The sequence below is a fragment of the Cobetia sp. MB87 genome, assembly GCF_011319755.1.
Taxonomy (GTDB): Bacteria; Pseudomonadota; Gammaproteobacteria; order Pseudomonadales; family Halomonadaceae; genus Cobetia.
Genome location: NZ_VFBC01000006.1, coordinates 40,490 through 54,841, shown reverse-complemented (window position 1 = coordinate 54,841; position 14,352 = coordinate 40,490). Strand labels below are relative to the sequence as shown.

11 protein-coding genes are annotated in these 14,352 nt (G+C 62.1%); 9 read left to right on the top strand and 2 right to left on the bottom strand.

Annotation, left to right across the window (positions count from 1 at the left end):
* Window positions 1-328: 328 nt before the first annotated feature.
* From grpE to dnaJ, 3 genes are all read left to right on the top strand, one after another.
* The gene (gene grpE / locus CDPAHKCJ_RS05685; protein ID WP_166019030.1) at window positions 329-952 is read left to right on the top strand and encodes a nucleotide exchange factor GrpE; all 624 of its coding nucleotides are present in this window, start codon (window positions 329-331) and stop codon (window positions 950-952) included.
* A gap of 204 nt (window positions 953-1,156) precedes the next feature.
* Window positions 1,157-3,079, top strand: coding sequence for a molecular chaperone DnaK (dnaK, locus tag CDPAHKCJ_RS05680; protein WP_166019029.1), 1,923 nt, complete (start codon window positions 1,157-1,159; stop codon window positions 3,077-3,079).
* 169 nt (window positions 3,080-3,248) lie between these two features.
* On the top strand, window positions 3,249-4,400 hold the full coding sequence (dnaJ, locus tag CDPAHKCJ_RS05675; RefSeq protein WP_166019028.1) for a molecular chaperone DnaJ: 1,152 nt from the start codon (window positions 3,249-3,251) through the stop codon (window positions 4,398-4,400).
* A 122-nt stretch (window positions 4,401-4,522) separates the two neighbouring features.
* Here dnaJ and CDPAHKCJ_RS05670 read toward each other — a convergent pair whose 3' ends face one another.
* Window positions 4,523-5,551 carry an esterase-like activity of phytase family protein gene (locus tag CDPAHKCJ_RS05670; RefSeq protein WP_166019027.1) on the bottom strand — a complete coding sequence of 343 codons (1,029 nt, stop codon included), beginning with the start codon at window positions 5,549-5,551 and terminating at the stop codon, window positions 4,523-4,525.
* A 211-nt stretch (window positions 5,552-5,762) separates the two neighbouring features.
* Here CDPAHKCJ_RS05670 and dapB point away from each other — a divergent pair, with 211 nt between their 5' ends.
* From dapB to CDPAHKCJ_RS05645, 5 genes are all read left to right on the top strand, one after another.
* The gene (gene dapB / locus CDPAHKCJ_RS05665) at window positions 5,763-6,569 is read left to right on the top strand and encodes a 4-hydroxy-tetrahydrodipicolinate reductase (protein ID WP_166019026.1); all 807 of its coding nucleotides are present in this window, start codon (window positions 5,763-5,765) and stop codon (window positions 6,567-6,569) included.
* Between the two features lie 613 nt (window positions 6,570-7,182).
* Complete coding sequence (gene carA, locus CDPAHKCJ_RS05660; RefSeq protein WP_200018429.1) at window positions 7,183-8,328, top strand: glutamine-hydrolyzing carbamoyl-phosphate synthase small subunit; 1,146 nt, start codon at window positions 7,183-7,185, stop codon at window positions 8,326-8,328.
* A 67-nt stretch (window positions 8,329-8,395) separates the two neighbouring features.
* The gene (gene carB / locus CDPAHKCJ_RS05655; RefSeq protein ID WP_166019024.1) at window positions 8,396-11,626 is read left to right on the top strand and encodes a carbamoyl-phosphate synthase large subunit; all 3,231 of its coding nucleotides are present in this window, start codon (window positions 8,396-8,398) and stop codon (window positions 11,624-11,626) included.
* On the top strand, window positions 11,623-12,099 hold the full coding sequence (gene greA / locus CDPAHKCJ_RS05650; RefSeq protein ID WP_043333374.1) for a transcription elongation factor GreA: 477 nt from the start codon (window positions 11,623-11,625) through the stop codon (window positions 12,097-12,099). The genes carB and greA overlap by 4 nt, the downstream gene beginning before the upstream one ends.
* Before the next feature lie 125 nt (window positions 12,100-12,224).
* Window positions 12,225-12,677, top strand: coding sequence for a hypothetical protein (locus CDPAHKCJ_RS05645; protein ID WP_166019023.1), 453 nt, complete (start codon window positions 12,225-12,227; stop codon window positions 12,675-12,677).
* A gap of 106 nt (window positions 12,678-12,783) precedes the next feature.
* Here CDPAHKCJ_RS05645 and yhbY read toward each other — a convergent pair whose 3' ends face one another.
* The gene (yhbY, locus tag CDPAHKCJ_RS05640) at window positions 12,784-13,098 is read right to left on the bottom strand and encodes a ribosome assembly RNA-binding protein YhbY (protein WP_043333380.1); all 315 of its coding nucleotides are present in this window, start codon (window positions 13,096-13,098) and stop codon (window positions 12,784-12,786) included.
* Window positions 13,099-13,377: 279 nt separating this feature from the next.
* Here yhbY and rlmE point away from each other — a divergent pair, with 279 nt between their 5' ends.
* Window positions 13,378-14,001 carry a 23S rRNA (uridine(2552)-2'-O)-methyltransferase RlmE gene (rlmE, locus tag CDPAHKCJ_RS05635; protein ID WP_346773896.1) on the top strand — a complete coding sequence of 208 codons (624 nt, stop codon included), beginning with the start codon at window positions 13,378-13,380 and terminating at the stop codon, window positions 13,999-14,001.
* Window positions 14,002-14,352 lie beyond the last annotated feature (351 nt).

Sequence of the window (14,352 nt, the reverse complement as noted above, 5' to 3'; positions counted from 1 at the left end):
CGGACCCGGACTCGATGGGCGGGCTACGGTGTCGCCATACAGTATGTTTATACAGTGAGCATGGCTTTTTATACAGCACGTTCGGGTGGCCTTCAATCCATGCCGGACTCAGTGGTGAGAAAAGCCCGCGGCAAGGCTTGAGAAGCGATGTGCTGTCCCCATATAGAGGCACTGACACTTTCAGTCGGCAGCAATGGCCTGGCCTTGCTGCCTCTCAAGGCAACTCATGGTCTGTCTGTCAGCCCAGTGCGCGTGATGCTTCGCGACAGGCTCAGCAGACCACGAATCAGGGCAATGGCGCACAGACGTCGGCCCGCAGGAGATCAGCATGGCTCAGGACCCGCAGACCCCGATGGATGAAGAGCTTCAGCGTGCCGCTCGCGATGCCGAGCCGCAGCCGGAAACGCCGGAAGGTGAAGTGATCGACAACGTACTGGATGCCGATGATACCGGCGCCGAAGGCACTCTGGTGGACAACCCGGAGGCCGAGATGCTGGCCGCTCAGGTCGAAGAGCTTGAGCAGGCCGTCAAGGAAGCCAAGGACCAGGCGCTGCGTGCGGCTGCCGATGCGCAGAACGCGCGCCGTCGTGCCGAGCAGGACGCCGAGAAGGCGCGCAAGTTCGCGCTGGAGAAGTTCGTCAAGGAAATGCTGCCGGTGGTGGATTCCCTCGAGAAGGCGCTGGAATCCATGTCCGATGACGAAGCGGCCAAGACCCACGTCGAAGGCATCGAGATGACCTTGAAAATGCAGCTGGATGCCCTGAACAAGTCAGGCGTCGAGCAGCTGGATCCGCACGGCGAGCCCTTCGATCCGGAATACCATCAGGCTGTCGCCATGGTGCCGTCCCCGGACGCGGAGCCGAACAGCGTCATCGACGTGATGCAGAAGGGTTACACCCTCAATGGCCGCCTGGTGCGTCCGGCGATGGTGGCAGTCAGCAAGGCCTCCTGAGGCCTGCGCGCTCTCGACGCCCGATAGGCGTTGGATCGCGCCCTGTGGGGGGCTCAGGGCGATCCGGCCCGGGAAAATTTGCCCGGCCGGGTCTTGAAACCCTGACACGCGACCCCATCTAGAGAAACAAGTTCAGGCACCGACACAAGGTGCCGATATCCAGACTTATCTTTCAGGCTAGCAACAGATTCGAGGTATACGATTATGGGACGCATCATCGGTATTGACTTGGGTACTACCAACTCCTGTGTGGCAGTGCTCGACGGCGAGAAAACCAAGGTCATCGAAAACGCTGAAGGCGGTCGCACCACACCGTCCATCATCGCTTACACCGACGACAACGAGATTCTGGTCGGCCAGTCGGCCAAGCGTCAGGCAGTGACCAACCCGGAGAACACTCTCTTCGCGGTCAAGCGCCTGATCGGTCGCAAGTTCAAGGATGATGTGGTTCAGAAAGACATCAAGATGGTGCCGTACAAGATTGTCGAAGCCGACAACGGCGACGCCTGGGTGCAGGTGAAAGACAAGAAGATGGCACCGCCGCAGATCAGTGCGGAAATCCTCAAGAAGATGAAGAAGACCGCGGAAGACTACCTCGGTGAAGAAGTCACCGAAGCCGTCATCACCGTACCGGCCTACTTCAACGACTCCCAGCGTCAGGCGACCAAGGACGCCGGCCGCATCGCGGGTCTCGACGTCAAGCGCATCATCAACGAGCCGACTGCCGCAGCCCTCGCCTACGGCATGGACAAGTCTCGTGGTGACAAGACTATCGCGGTCTACGACCTGGGCGGCGGTACCTTCGATATCTCCATCATCGAAGTCGCCGACGTCGACGGTGAGACCCAGTTCGAAGTGCTCGCCACCAACGGCGACACCTTCCTGGGTGGTGAAGATTTCGACATGCACCTGATCAACTACCTGGTTGACCAGTTCAAGGCAGACAGCGGTATCGATCTGTCCGGCGACAACCTCGCCATGCAGCGTCTAAAGGAAGCCGCCGAGAAGGCCAAGATCGAGCTGTCCAGCGCTCAGCAGACCGACGTGAACCTGCCGTACATCACGGCTGACAACACCGGTCCGAAGCACCTGAACGTCAAGGTGACCCGTTCCAAGCTCGAGTCTCTGGTCGACGACCTGGTCGCACGCTCTCTGAAGCCGTGCCAGACCGCACTGTCCGACGCTGGCCTGTCCGCCTCCGAGATCGACGACGTCATCCTGGTCGGTGGTCAGACCCGCATGCCGCTGGTGCAGTCCAAGGTGGCCGAGTTCTTCGGCAAGGAGGCGCGCAAGGACGTCAACCCGGATGAAGCGGTCGCCGTCGGTGCCGGTATCCAGGGCGGCGTGCTGGGTGGCGACGTCAAGGACGTGCTGCTGCTGGACGTGACGCCGCTGACCCTCGGTATCGAGACCATGGGTGGCGTGCTGACGCCGCTGATCGAGAAGAACACCACCATCCCGACCAAGAAGTCTCAGGTGTTCTCCACCGCTGACGACAACCAGGGCGCGGTGACCATCCACGTCCTGCAGGGTGAGCGCAAGCAGGCCGCACAGAACAAGTCTCTGGGTCGCTTCGACCTGGCCGACATTCCGCCGGCACCGCGCGGCGTGCCGCAGATCGAAGTCGCCTTCGACCTGGATGCCAACGGTATCCTGAACGTGTCCGCCAAGGACAAGGCGACCGGCAAGGAACAGTCCATCGTCATCAAGTCTTCCGGCGGCCTGTCCGACGAAGAGATCGAACAGATGGTGCGCGACGCGGAAGCCAACGCCGACGAAGACAAGAAGTTCGAGGAAATGGTCCAGCTGCGCAATCAGGCCGACGGCATGATCCACGCGACCAAGAAGACCCTGACCGAAGCCGGTGACAAGGCCGAAGCCAGCGAGAAGGAAGCCATCGAGACGGCGATCTCCGAGCTGGAAGAAGCCCTGAAAGGCGACGACAAGGATGCGATCCAGGCCAAGCTGGATGCACTGACCGAAGCGTCCGGCAACCTGGCGCAGAAGCTGTATGCCGAGCAGGGCGCCCAGGGTGAGCAGGCTGCCGAAGGTCAGGCTGGCAAGAAGCAGGACGACGACGTGGTTGACGCCGAGTACGAGGAAGTCAACGACGACAAGAAGTCCTGAGGGATTTCTTGAACGACGTCTGATGACAGCGCGGGAGCCTTGTGAAGGTGTCCCGCGTTGTCGTTTGCATCGGTGGCGCCTTGCGCTGGCCGCAGGCCACCGGTGACAACCGGCATTCCAGAACAGACCGGCAGCCTCAGGCTGCCAGCAATCCAGGCGGACCTGATCCATGTCCAAGCGTGATTATTACGAAGTGCTTGGTGTCGAGCGTGGCGCCGACACCAAGGACATCAAGAAGGCGTACCGACGCCTGGCCCAGAAGCATCACCCGGACCGCAACCCGGATGATGAAACTTCGGCCGAGAAGTTCCGTGAAGTCTCTGAAGCCTACGAAGTGCTGTCCGATGCTGACAAGCGCGCCGCCTATGACCAGTTCGGTCATGCCGGTGTCGATGGTCAGGGCGGCGGTGGCTTCGGTGGCGGCGGCTTTGGCGGTGGTGGTGCCGGCGGCTTCGGCGATGTGTTCGGCGATGTCTTCGGTGACATCTTCGGTGGCGGCGGTGGTCGTCGCAACCCGAACGCTCCGCAGCGCGGCAGCGACCTGCGTTACAACCTGGATCTCGATCTGGAATCGGCGGTTGCCGGTACCACGGTCGATATCCGTGTGCCGCGTCTGGCCGCCTGTGGCCACTGCGATGGTGACGGCGCCGAGCCGGGGTCCAGCAAGGAAACCTGCCCGACCTGCAACGGCATGGGCAAGGTGCGCATGCAGCAGGGCTTCTTCGCGGTCGAGCAGGCGTGTCCGACCTGCCACGGTCGTGGCGAGAAGATCAGCGTGCCATGCCGCAAGTGTCACGGCGAAGGTCGCGTGCAGGAATCCAAGACCCTCTCGGTCAAGATTCCGCCGGGTGTCGACACCGGCGATCGTATCCGTCTGAACGGCGAAGGCGAGGGCGGCGTCAACGGCGGGCCGTCAGGTGATCTGTATGTGCAGGTCAACCTGCGCGAGCACGATATCTTCAAGCGCGATGGTCGTCACCTGCAGTGTGAAGTGCCGATCAGCTTCGTCGATGCGGCGCTGGGCGGCGAGCTCAACGTGCCTACTCTCGACGGACGTGTCGTGCTGAAGATTCCGGCCGAGACCCAGACCGGCAAGCTGTTCCGTCTGCGCGGCAAGGGTGTCAAGCCGGTGCGCGGCGGCCCCGCCGGGGACCTGTTGTGCAAGGTGGTCATCGAGACCCCGGTCAGCCTGAATGAAGAGCAGAAGGAGCTGCTGCGTCAGTTCCAGCAGAGCCTCGGTGATACCGGCAAGAGCCATTCACCGAAGGAGAACAGCTTCTTCGATGGCGTGAAGAAGTTCTTCGAAGACATGAAGCCATAGGCATTCGCCTTGCCGTCCGCGGGCCAGTCCCGTGGATGGCCTTCATGCAAGAGAGCCCCGCACTCGATTCATCGAGTGCGGGGCTCTCGCGTTTCAGGCTGGCCGCTCAGTCCGGGGTATGACTATTTCGGCGTCGCTTCAGCCGTGAAGGCCTCGGGTTCGATGACGGCAAAGCAGCTCAGCAGCGTGGTCTGGAAGCTGCTGAAATTGTCATCCGAGATCATCAGGAAGCGATTGCCTTCCAGGTGCGTCAGTCCTTCGAAGTTGTCCAGCGACCAGCCATCGCCACTCGACAGGCGTGCCAGGGTGCGCACCTCGGCCTGGGTGCCGGGTTCGCCGAGATGCGCGCGGCGCAGACTGATCACCAGCGGGAAGGGCGGTGAGAAGGCGCGCTCCAGCATCAGCATGTCACCGTCGGGCAGCATCTCCATGGCGGTCAGGCTCGAGCCGGTATCGCTGGCCAGCGGGTAGCTCCACTCGTGCTTGTCATCGAGGCTGAAGATGCGCGTCATGCCCTCGCTCATGCCCTCCGGCGTGGCTTCCAGCCCGGCGAGCAGACCGTATTTCGGATGCAGGGTCAGGGCTTCCATGCCGTTGTTGGGTGCCGCACCACGCGCGCCCATCGGGGTGAAGGGCTCATTGACGGCAAGGCCGCTGGGCAGGAAGTGTTCGACGCGTGGCTGCTGCTCGAAGCTGATCACCAGGCGGGAGTCGCCGCGGCGGTCATTGTTCGCGCGTAGCAGCTGCAGGCCCTCGGCGTCACTGAGGGCGCCGCGCAGCGAGACATCGGTCTCGTCGCGCAGGGTGTAGGTATTGAGCGCCTTGGCCCCGACCAACTCACCATGGCGGAAGGCGAGGCGCAGACGATGCAGCCAGCCGCGGTCCGACACGGCATACAGCAGTGACTCGTCCTGATCCCAGCCGATGTCCGACAGGCCACCGACGGGAGTGTCATCCAACCACTTGCCCGGCAACCTGAGCGTGCCGCACCACTGGATTTCCGGGAACTCGCTCTTCTGTTCCGGCGATGCCAGCGTATAGGGGCGCGGGTGAACGCCGCAGGCGCTCAACAGGCCGGCAAGCGCCGTGGTGGCAGCGATGGTCTGAAGCATGCGCCAGCGGCGCGAGGCGATGGATTGGCGTGCAGGCATGCTGACTCCGGAGACTGAGCGGTGATGAGAAAAATGACGATCAACAGGAGACAACCTGGTACGAGGCTACTCTAGCGCGTAACCGGCACAAATACATGACGTCAGCCAACGCTGCAGGCGGCTGATATACTCGTGGGCACAGTACCGGTGGCACGCTCGGGGCATTCTCGCGGGCTGTCACCCTCAAGACCCACAACAGGCAGGAGTCAGCATGACCCGTATCGCAATCATGGGCGTCGCCGGACGCATGGGACGCACGTTGGTCGAGGCCGTCGGTGCAGTGGAAGGTCTGTCGCTGGCGGCGGGCATCGTCGAATCCGGCAGCTCCCTGGCGGGCGTCGACATCGGTGAGCTGGCGGGTCAGGGTCGTCTGGGCGTGGTCGCCAGCGACAGTCTGGCTGCCGTGGTGGATGACTTTGACGTGGTGATCGACTTCACCGCACCGCAGGTGACGCTGGCCAATCTGGCGCTGTGTGCCGAGCACGGCAAGCGCATGGTGATCGGCACGACCGGTTTCACGCCGGAGCAGCTCGAGCAGCTGGATGGCTACCGTGACAGCGTGCCCTTCGTGTTCGCGGCCAACATGAGCTCCGGGGTCAACCTGACCCTCAAGCTGCTGGAGACCGCCGCGCGTGCCCTCGGCGATGCCGGTTATGACATCGAGATCATCGAGGCGCACCACCGTCACAAGGTCGATGCCCCCTCCGGCACGGCGCTGGCGATGGGCGAAGCCGTGGCACATTCCATCGGGCGTGATCTTGCCACCCACGGTGTCTTCGCGCGTGAAGGTCAGTGCGGCCCGCGTACCGACAAGGAAATCGGCTTCGCCACCGTGCGTGCCGGTGACATCGTTGGTGAGCACACCGTGATGTTCGCCACCGAAGGCGAGCGCATCGAGATCACCCACAAGGCGTCCAGCCGCATGACGTTCGCCAAGGGCGCGGCACGTGCAGCCGAATGGTTGTCAGGGCGTGAAGTCGGCCGTTATGACATGCAGGATGTGCTGGGACTCAAGTGAGCGAATTGGAGAGCAACGTGGGAAGCGAAATGGAGAGCGGAATGAAGAGCCAAGCGCTGAGATGACAGTCTGGCGACATTCAGGAGAATTTCTTGAAAGCTGTCTCGGTGGGCAGGATGCGGCGCAAGTGAGAGCCATCAGGGCCGCCTTGTGCCGCTGGACTGCGTCGCTTTACAAGCGGTGTGCAGTGTCCCGGCTCGGCCAAGGGTTTCGTCAAGCTGACCGCAGCGACGAAACGACCGTATCGTGGGCCTTGTCGCCTGTTGGCGGGGCATGCGCGGGGTGGTCAGCACTCAAGGATTCCGGTAATCTCTACCCAATTTGGCCACGTTCTTGGCCGCCCTATTGGTTGCCGTTTTGGCAGCGCTCGGGCCAGCAGCATTCCGAAGAATGATAACAAGCGGGATGAAACCTGATTTTTCGGTTTCGTCCCGCTTTTTTGCAACCTGAATTTGCCGCCTCTGGCGCGCGTCTGTCCAGTGACAGACTCTCGGCATAAGTCGGCAGCGGGACACAGGCTCGGCGAATGCCGAGCACGATAATCAAGCAGCATGTCCGGTGTTCGACCGCGGATTCCGGGCAGGAAAGTGGACACTATGGGGAGGACGTTGCGTTGATCAAACCCGCGATACTGGCCTTGGAAGACGGCAGTGTATTTCACGGCAGCGCCATCGGTGCTGATGGGCAGACCAGCGGCGAGGTGGTGTTCAACACTGCCATGACCGGCTACCAGGAAATCCTGACCGATCCCTCCTACACCCGACAGATCGTCACTCTGACGTATCCGCACATCGGCAATACCGGCATCAACGACGAGGACACCGAGTCCGATCATGTCGCAGCCGCCGGCCTGGTCATCCGCGACCTCCCGCTGCTGGCCAGCAACTTCCGTTCCACTCGCTCCCTCGATCAGTACCTGCGCGACGAGAATGTCGTCGGCATCGCTGACATCGACACGCGTCGCCTGACGCGCATCCTGCGCGAGAAGGGCTCCCTGAACGGTGCCATCCTCGCCGGTGAAGATGCCCAGGGTGATGATGCCGTCGAACGCGCGCTGGAAGCGGCACGCGCCTTCCCGGGTCTGAAGGGCATGGACCTGGCCAAGGAAGCCTCCTGCAGCGAGCAGTTCGAGTGGCACGAAGGCGAATGGACACTGGGTGAAGGCTACGCTGATACCCGTGAGTCCGAGCGTCCCTTCCACGTGGTCGCCTACGACTACGGCGTCAAGCACAACATCCTACGCATGCTGGCATCCCGCGGCTGCCGCCTGACCGTCGTGCCGGCACAGACGCCTGCCGCTGAGGTGCTGGCGCTCAACCCGGATGGCGTCTTCCTGTCCAACGGCCCGGGCGACCCCGAGCCCTGCGACTACGCCATCACCGCGATTCGTGAAGTGCTCGAGACCGACACGCCGGTCTTCGGTATCTGCCTGGGTCACCAGCTGCTGGCACTGGCCTCCGGCGCGACCACGGTCAAGATGGGCCACGGTCATCACGGTGCCAACCACCCGGTACAGGACCTCGACAGCGGTGTGGTGATGATCACCAGCCAGAACCACGGCTTCGCAGTGGATGAAGCGGGCATGCCGAGCAGCCTGCGCGCGACGCACAAGTCGCTGTTTGACGGTAGCCTGCAGGGCATCGAGCGCACCGACCGCCCGGCCTTCAGCTTCCAGGGTCACCCGGAAGCCAGTCCCGGCCCGCAGGACGTCGCCCCGCTGTTCGATCGTTTCATCGAGATGATGCGCGCGCGACGCTGAGCCGAGCGCAGGCTCGAGGGCCTGATCCATCGTTGAGTTCAGTCACCAGATCATTGCGGGAAGAGACATGCCGAAACGTACAGACCTAAACAGCATCCTGATCATCGGCGCCGGCCCCATCGTCATCGGCCAGGCGTGCGAGTTCGACTATTCCGGCGCACAGGCCTGCAAGGCCCTGCGTGAAGAGGGTTACCGGGTCATCCTGGTCAACTCCAACCCGGCAACCATCATGACCGACCCGGTGATGGCCGATGCGACCTACATCGAGCCGATCACCTGGGAGACCGTGGCGCGCATCATCGAGAAGGAGCGCCCGGACGCCATCCTGCCGACCATGGGCGGCCAGACTGCGCTGAACTGTGCGCTGGCGCTCGAGCGCGAAGGCGTGCTCGAGCAGTACGGTGTCGAGATGATCGGTGCCAACGCCGACACCATCGACAAGGCCGAAGACCGTGATCGCTTCGACAAGGCGATGAAGAAGATCGGTCTGGCCTGCCCGAAGGCCAAGGTCGCGCACTCCATGGAAGAGGCCTGGGAAATCCAGGCCGAGCTGGGCTTCCCGTCCATCATCCGTCCCAGCTTCACCATGGGCGGTTCCGGCGGCGGCGTGGCGTACAACCGTGAAGAATTCGAAGAGATCTGCCATCGCGGCTTCGAGCTGTCGCCGACCCGCGAGCTGTTGATCGACGAATCGCTGCTGGGCTGGAAGGAATACGAGATGGAGGTCGTTCGTGACAAGAACGACAACTGCATCATCGTCTGCGCCATCGAGAACTTCGATCCGATGGGCGTGCACACCGGCGACTCCATCACTGTCGCCCCGGCCCAGACCCTGACCGACAAGGAATACCAGCTGATGCGTGATGCATCGCTGGCCGTTCTGCGTGAGATCGGCGTCGAGACCGGCGGTTCCAACGTCCAGTTCGGCATCTGCCCGGACACTGGCCGCATGGTCGTGATCGAGATGAACCCGCGCGTGTCGCGTTCCTCGGCGCTGGCTTCCAAGGCGACCGGTTTCCCGATCGCCAAGATCGCCGCCAAGCTGGCAGTCGGCTACACCCTGGACGAGCTGCAGAACGATATCACCGGTGGCAAGACGCCGGCGTCCTTCGAGCCGTCCATCGATTACGTCGTCACCAAGATTCCGCGCTTCACCTTCGAGAAGTTCCCGCAGGCCAATGACCGCCTGACCACGCAGATGAAGTCGGTCGGCGAAGTCATGGCCATCGGCCGTACCTTCCAGGAATCCCTGCAGAAGGCCCTGCGTGGCATGGAGACCGGCGTTGATGGTCTCGATCCGATCGTCGAGAACTTCAGCGACGAGAACATGGCGCGTATCAAGGGCGAGCTGCAGGCTGCCGGTGCCGAGCGTATCTTCTACATCGCCGATGCCATGCGTGCCGGTCTCGATATCGAAGAGATCTTCCGCCTCACCAACATCGACCGCTGGTACCTGGTGCAGCTGGCCGACCTGATCGCTCAGGAAGGCGCAGTGGCCGCAAGCTCGCTGGGCGAGATGGACGCCGATCGTCTGTTCCGTCTCAAGCGCAAGGGCTTCAGCGATGCGCGCCTGGCGCGTCTGATGGGCGTGTCCGAGAAGGCGTTCCGCAAGCACCGTCAGAAGCAGGGCATCCGTCCGGTCTACAAGCGCGTCGACACCTGTGCCGCCGAATTCGCGTCCGACACTGCCTACATGTACTCCACCTACGAGGAAGAGTGCGAGGCGGAAGTCAGCGACAAGAAGAAGATCATGGTGCTGGGTGGCGGGCCGAACCGTATCGGCCAGGGCATCGAGTTCGACTATTGCTGTGTCCACGCCTCCCTCGCCATGCGCGCGGACGGCTACGAGACCATCATGGTCAACTGCAATCCGGAAACGGTCTCGACCGACTACGACACTTCCGATCGCCTCTACTTCGAGCCTGTCACCCTGGAAGACGTGCTGGAGATCGCCGACAAGGAACAGCCGGTCGGTGTCATCGTCCAGTTCGGTGGTCAGACGCCGCTGAAGCTGGCGCGTGAGCTCGAAGCCGCCGGTGTGCCGATCATCGGTACCACGCCGGACGCCATCGACCGCGCCGAAGACCGCGAGCGTTTCCAGCAGATGATCGAGAAGCTCGGTCTCATCCAGCCGGAAAATGCCACCGCGCGCAGCTTCGAGGAAGCCTTCGTCAAGGCCGAGGTCATCGGTTATCCGCTGGTGGTGCGCCCGAGCTACGTGCTGGGCGGCCGCGCGATGGAAATCGTCTACTCCGCCGCCGAGCTCGAGAACTACATGACCCACGCGGTCAAGGTCTCCAATGACTCGCCGGTGCTGCTGGACCACTTCCTGAACGCGGCCATCGAGGTCGACATCGACGCGGTGTCCGACGGCAAGCAGGTCGTGATCGGCGCCATCATGCAGCACATCGAGCAGGCCGGTATCCACTCCGGTGACTCCGCGTGTGCACTGCCGCCGTACTCGCTGCCGGCAGACGTCCAGGAAGAGATGCGCGAGCAGGTCAAGCGCATGGCGCTGGAGCTCAACGTCGTCGGCCTGATGAACGTGCAGCTGGCCTGGCAGGATGGCGTGATCTACGTCATCGAGGTAAACCCGCGCGCTTCACGTACCGTGCCGTTCGTCTCCAAGTGCATCGGCCAGTCGCTGGCGCAGATCGCCGCGCGCTGCATGGCCGGCCAGACCCTGGAAGAGATCGGTTTCACCCAGGAAATCGTGCCGACCTTCTACAGTGTGAAGGAGGCGGTACTGCCGTTCGCCAAGTTCCCGGGGGTCGACCCGATCCTGTCGCCGGAAATGAAGTCCACCGGCGAAGTGATGGGCTCCGGCGATACCTTCGCGGAAGCCTTCTACAAGGCGCAGCTGGGTGCCGGTGAAGCCATCCCGGCCCTGACTGGCGATCGCAAGGCTTTCCTGTCCGTGCGTGAGTTCGACAAGGCGGGCGTTATCGAGGTGGCCCGCTCTCTGGTAACATTAGGCTTTACGCTTTGTGCTACCCGTGGCACGGCAGAGGTGATCGCCGCTGCCGGCCTCGAGGTTGAACCCGTCAACAAGGTGTTCGAAGGGCGGCCGCATATCGTCGACATGATCAAGAACGGCGAGATCGCCTATATCGTCAACACCACAGAGGGACGTCAGGCCATCAATGACTCGTCCGTGATCCGTCGCACGGCGCTGGCGCACAAGGTGCCCTACGCCACGACGCTGGCGGGTGCCAATGCCGTGTGCATGGCGCTTGCCTACGGCAACGACGTCAAGGTCCGTCGTCTCCAGGATATGCATGCAGGAGTCATGATATGAGTAGAAGTCCGATGACCGTCGAGGGCGAAGATCGCCTTCGCAAGGAGCTCGAGCACCTAAAGGGCACTGAGCGTCCCCGGGTCATCGCTGACATCGCGGAAGCCCGTGAGCACGGCGATCTCAAGGAGAATGCCGAGTACCACGCCGCGCGTGAACAGCAGGGTTTCATCGAGGGGCGTATCCAGGAGATCGAATCCAAGCTCTCCATGTCTCAGGTGATCGATGTCACCAAGTTGCCGAAGACCGGCAAGGTGATCTTCGGCACCACGGTCGACCTGATGAACCTCGATGATGATAGCGAAGTGCGCTATCGCATCGTTGGCGAAGATGAAGCCAGCATCAAGGACGGCAAGATCTCCGTCACCTCTCCGATCGCGCGTGCGCTGATCGGCAAGGAAGAAGGGGATGTCGTGGTCGTGCGTACCCCGGGTGGCGATGTGGAGTATGAAATCTCCGAAGTGCATCACATCTGAAGCACGTCACATCTGAAGTGCATCGCCTCTGATTCGTCAGATCCTGATGTCGTGACAGCCCTGCCGGTCATCCCGGCAGGGCTGTTTTCTTGCCTGCGGGCACGAAATCCTTCAGGGAGGGAGTAATGGAAATACAGGGAAGTCAGCCGGAAAAGCGCATCATGGCAACCTCCATGGTGGCCATCTTCATGGTGCTCGGGTTCATGCTGTTCGGGGTGGCATATGTGGTCTCCCAGTCGTTTGCCTATCGGTACACCGGGGACTCGGCGCTGTTGACGCCGTCATTGGTCCTGGGGAGTGCCCTGTTGGCGAGGGGAGTTTTCCACCTGGTGGTGCCGCTGGCGCACTTCGGCAATCAGTCGCTTTATCTGCGGCCGACACCAATCATAGGGTGTCGCAAGATCGATTATGAGCTGATCGAGGATTTCACCTTCGACAAGAAGACGCTGGGCATCAAGTATCGCGATGCCGGCAACGGTGAGGGGGAGTCCAGACAGACGACACTCAAGCGTCATCAGGTCACCCAGCGGGCGCTGGACGACATCACCTTCGAGCTGAATCAGCGCGTCAGGTCGTGATTGTCAGCAACAGAAAACGGAAACGCCGCCCTCGATGAGGGCGGCGTTTCTGTCTGCGGCAGACGTGGCGTGCGAGGTGAGCCTCGTCAGGCCTGGGCCCGGCGGCTTACTTTTCGCTGAAGCGTTGTACGTTCGACAGCTTCGGCTTGGCCTGCGGGTTGCGGCGATACAGCAGGGCGATCTTGCCGATGCTCTGGATCAGGGTCGCACCGGTTTCGCTGCACAGGTGGCGAGCCACCTCGCCGCGGGCTTCGCGATCGTTGATCGCCAGCTTCAGCTTGATCAGTTCGTGATCGTGCAGTGCGCGCTCCAGTTCGGTCACGACGCCTTCGGAAAGGCCGTTCTCCGAGACGGTGACGATCGGGTCAAGATGGTGCCCGATGCTGCGAAATGCTTTCTTTTGTGACTGTGACAAGCTCATGGTATCGTAAAGTTTCCCTGTTGGCGTCCGATGGGAGCGGGGAGCGTAGCGAAAGACAGGGTCGACTCCAGGGCTTGAAATCCAGGGGTGTGAACCCGTCTGTTGCGCAGGCAATGTCTGTGCCCGCGGGCGGAACCGCGCGCAGGACCCGCCATTCTACTCCATGACGACGCTCATGACACGACCCGTGCGCAAGCTGCCACGCCTTTCGTGTCGTCGTTATTCCCCGCGCGATCTCCCGCCAGTATTCGATTTTTCCCCGACATTCCAGGTGACAACGTGGCTCACCCCAGCAAGAGCAGTGCTGGCTGGATGAAGGAACACTTTGATGACGCCTATGTCCAGCGCAGCTGGGCCGATGGTTATCGTTCCCGTGCCAGCTACAAATTGATTGAAATCGATGACAAGGACCGCCTGCTCAAGCCGGGTGCCACCGTCATCGACCTCGGCGCAGCCCCCGGTGGCTGGAGCCAGATCGCCGCTGACCGCGTCGGCATGGACGGCGTGGTCATCGCCTCCGACATTCTCGAGATGGACGCTCTGGCCGGTGTCGACTTCATTCAGGGCGACTTCACCGAAGAGGCCGTGTTGAACCAGATTCTGGCGACCCTCGGTGACCGCCCGGTAGACCTCGTCATCTCCGACATGGCGCCCAACATGAGCGGCATGAGCGCAATCGATCAACCTGCCGGCATGTATCTGGTCGAGCTGGCGCTGGATCTGGCGCGTCAGACCCTCAAGCCGGGCGGCAATTTCCTGGTCAAGGTCTTCCAGGGCGAGGGCTTCGATGCCTATCTGAAGGACATGCGTGGCAGCTTCAAGAAGGTCGTGACCCGCAAGCCGGAAGCGTCGCGTGCACGCTCACGCGAAGTCTATCTGCTGGGGCAGGGTTTCAAGGGCTGACGGCCAGTGTTCTTGCATGCCGCTGCGCGCGGCAGGCACTGGCTCGCAGTGGCGAGATTTCCACGTTGCGGGTCGCATGCTTCATCGCGGGTTAAGGCGAGCCATGCGATGCTCTCTCAGACTGGCGCCAGTGTGTCCGGGCGAGTCGCAGGCGCTGGCCGATGCAGGCTGTCTATCGGCGCAATAGTCCATTGTCGGGCTTTAAGCAATGGTTGCCAGCCCCCATCTGGTGTAGTGTCGATATCATTGGGTCTTGAGTACGATGGGCCGGTGACAGTTCGGTGGGTTTCAATGCCTTACCGATACTGGCAGGCAAGTAGCACAATGCACGGCAAGCTTTGAGTGACTCGG

Coding starts and splice junctions, on each gene's coding strand:
- greA (WP_043333374.1), top strand. CDS start 11,623: ATGAGTAGAAGTCCGATGACCGTCGAGGGCGAAGATCGCCTTCGCAAG.
- dnaJ (WP_166019028.1), top strand. CDS start 3,249: ATGTCCAAGCGTGATTATTACGAAGTGCTTGGTGTCGAGCGTGGCGCC.
- dnaK (WP_166019029.1), top strand. CDS start 1,157: ATGGGACGCATCATCGGTATTGACTTGGGTACTACCAACTCCTGTGTG.
- CDPAHKCJ_RS05670 (WP_166019027.1), bottom strand. CDS start 5,551: ATGCCTGCACGCCAATCCATCGCCTCGCGCCGCTGGCGCATGCTTCAG.
- carB (WP_166019024.1), top strand. CDS start 8,396: ATGCCGAAACGTACAGACCTAAACAGCATCCTGATCATCGGCGCCGGC.
- CDPAHKCJ_RS05645 (WP_166019023.1), top strand. CDS start 12,225: ATGGAAATACAGGGAAGTCAGCCGGAAAAGCGCATCATGGCAACCTCC.
- yhbY (WP_043333380.1), bottom strand. CDS start 13,098: ATGAGCTTGTCACAGTCACAAAAGAAAGCATTTCGCAGCATCGGGCAC.
- dapB (WP_166019026.1), top strand. CDS start 5,763: ATGACCCGTATCGCAATCATGGGCGTCGCCGGACGCATGGGACGCACG.
- grpE (WP_166019030.1), top strand. CDS start 329: ATGGCTCAGGACCCGCAGACCCCGATGGATGAAGAGCTTCAGCGTGCC.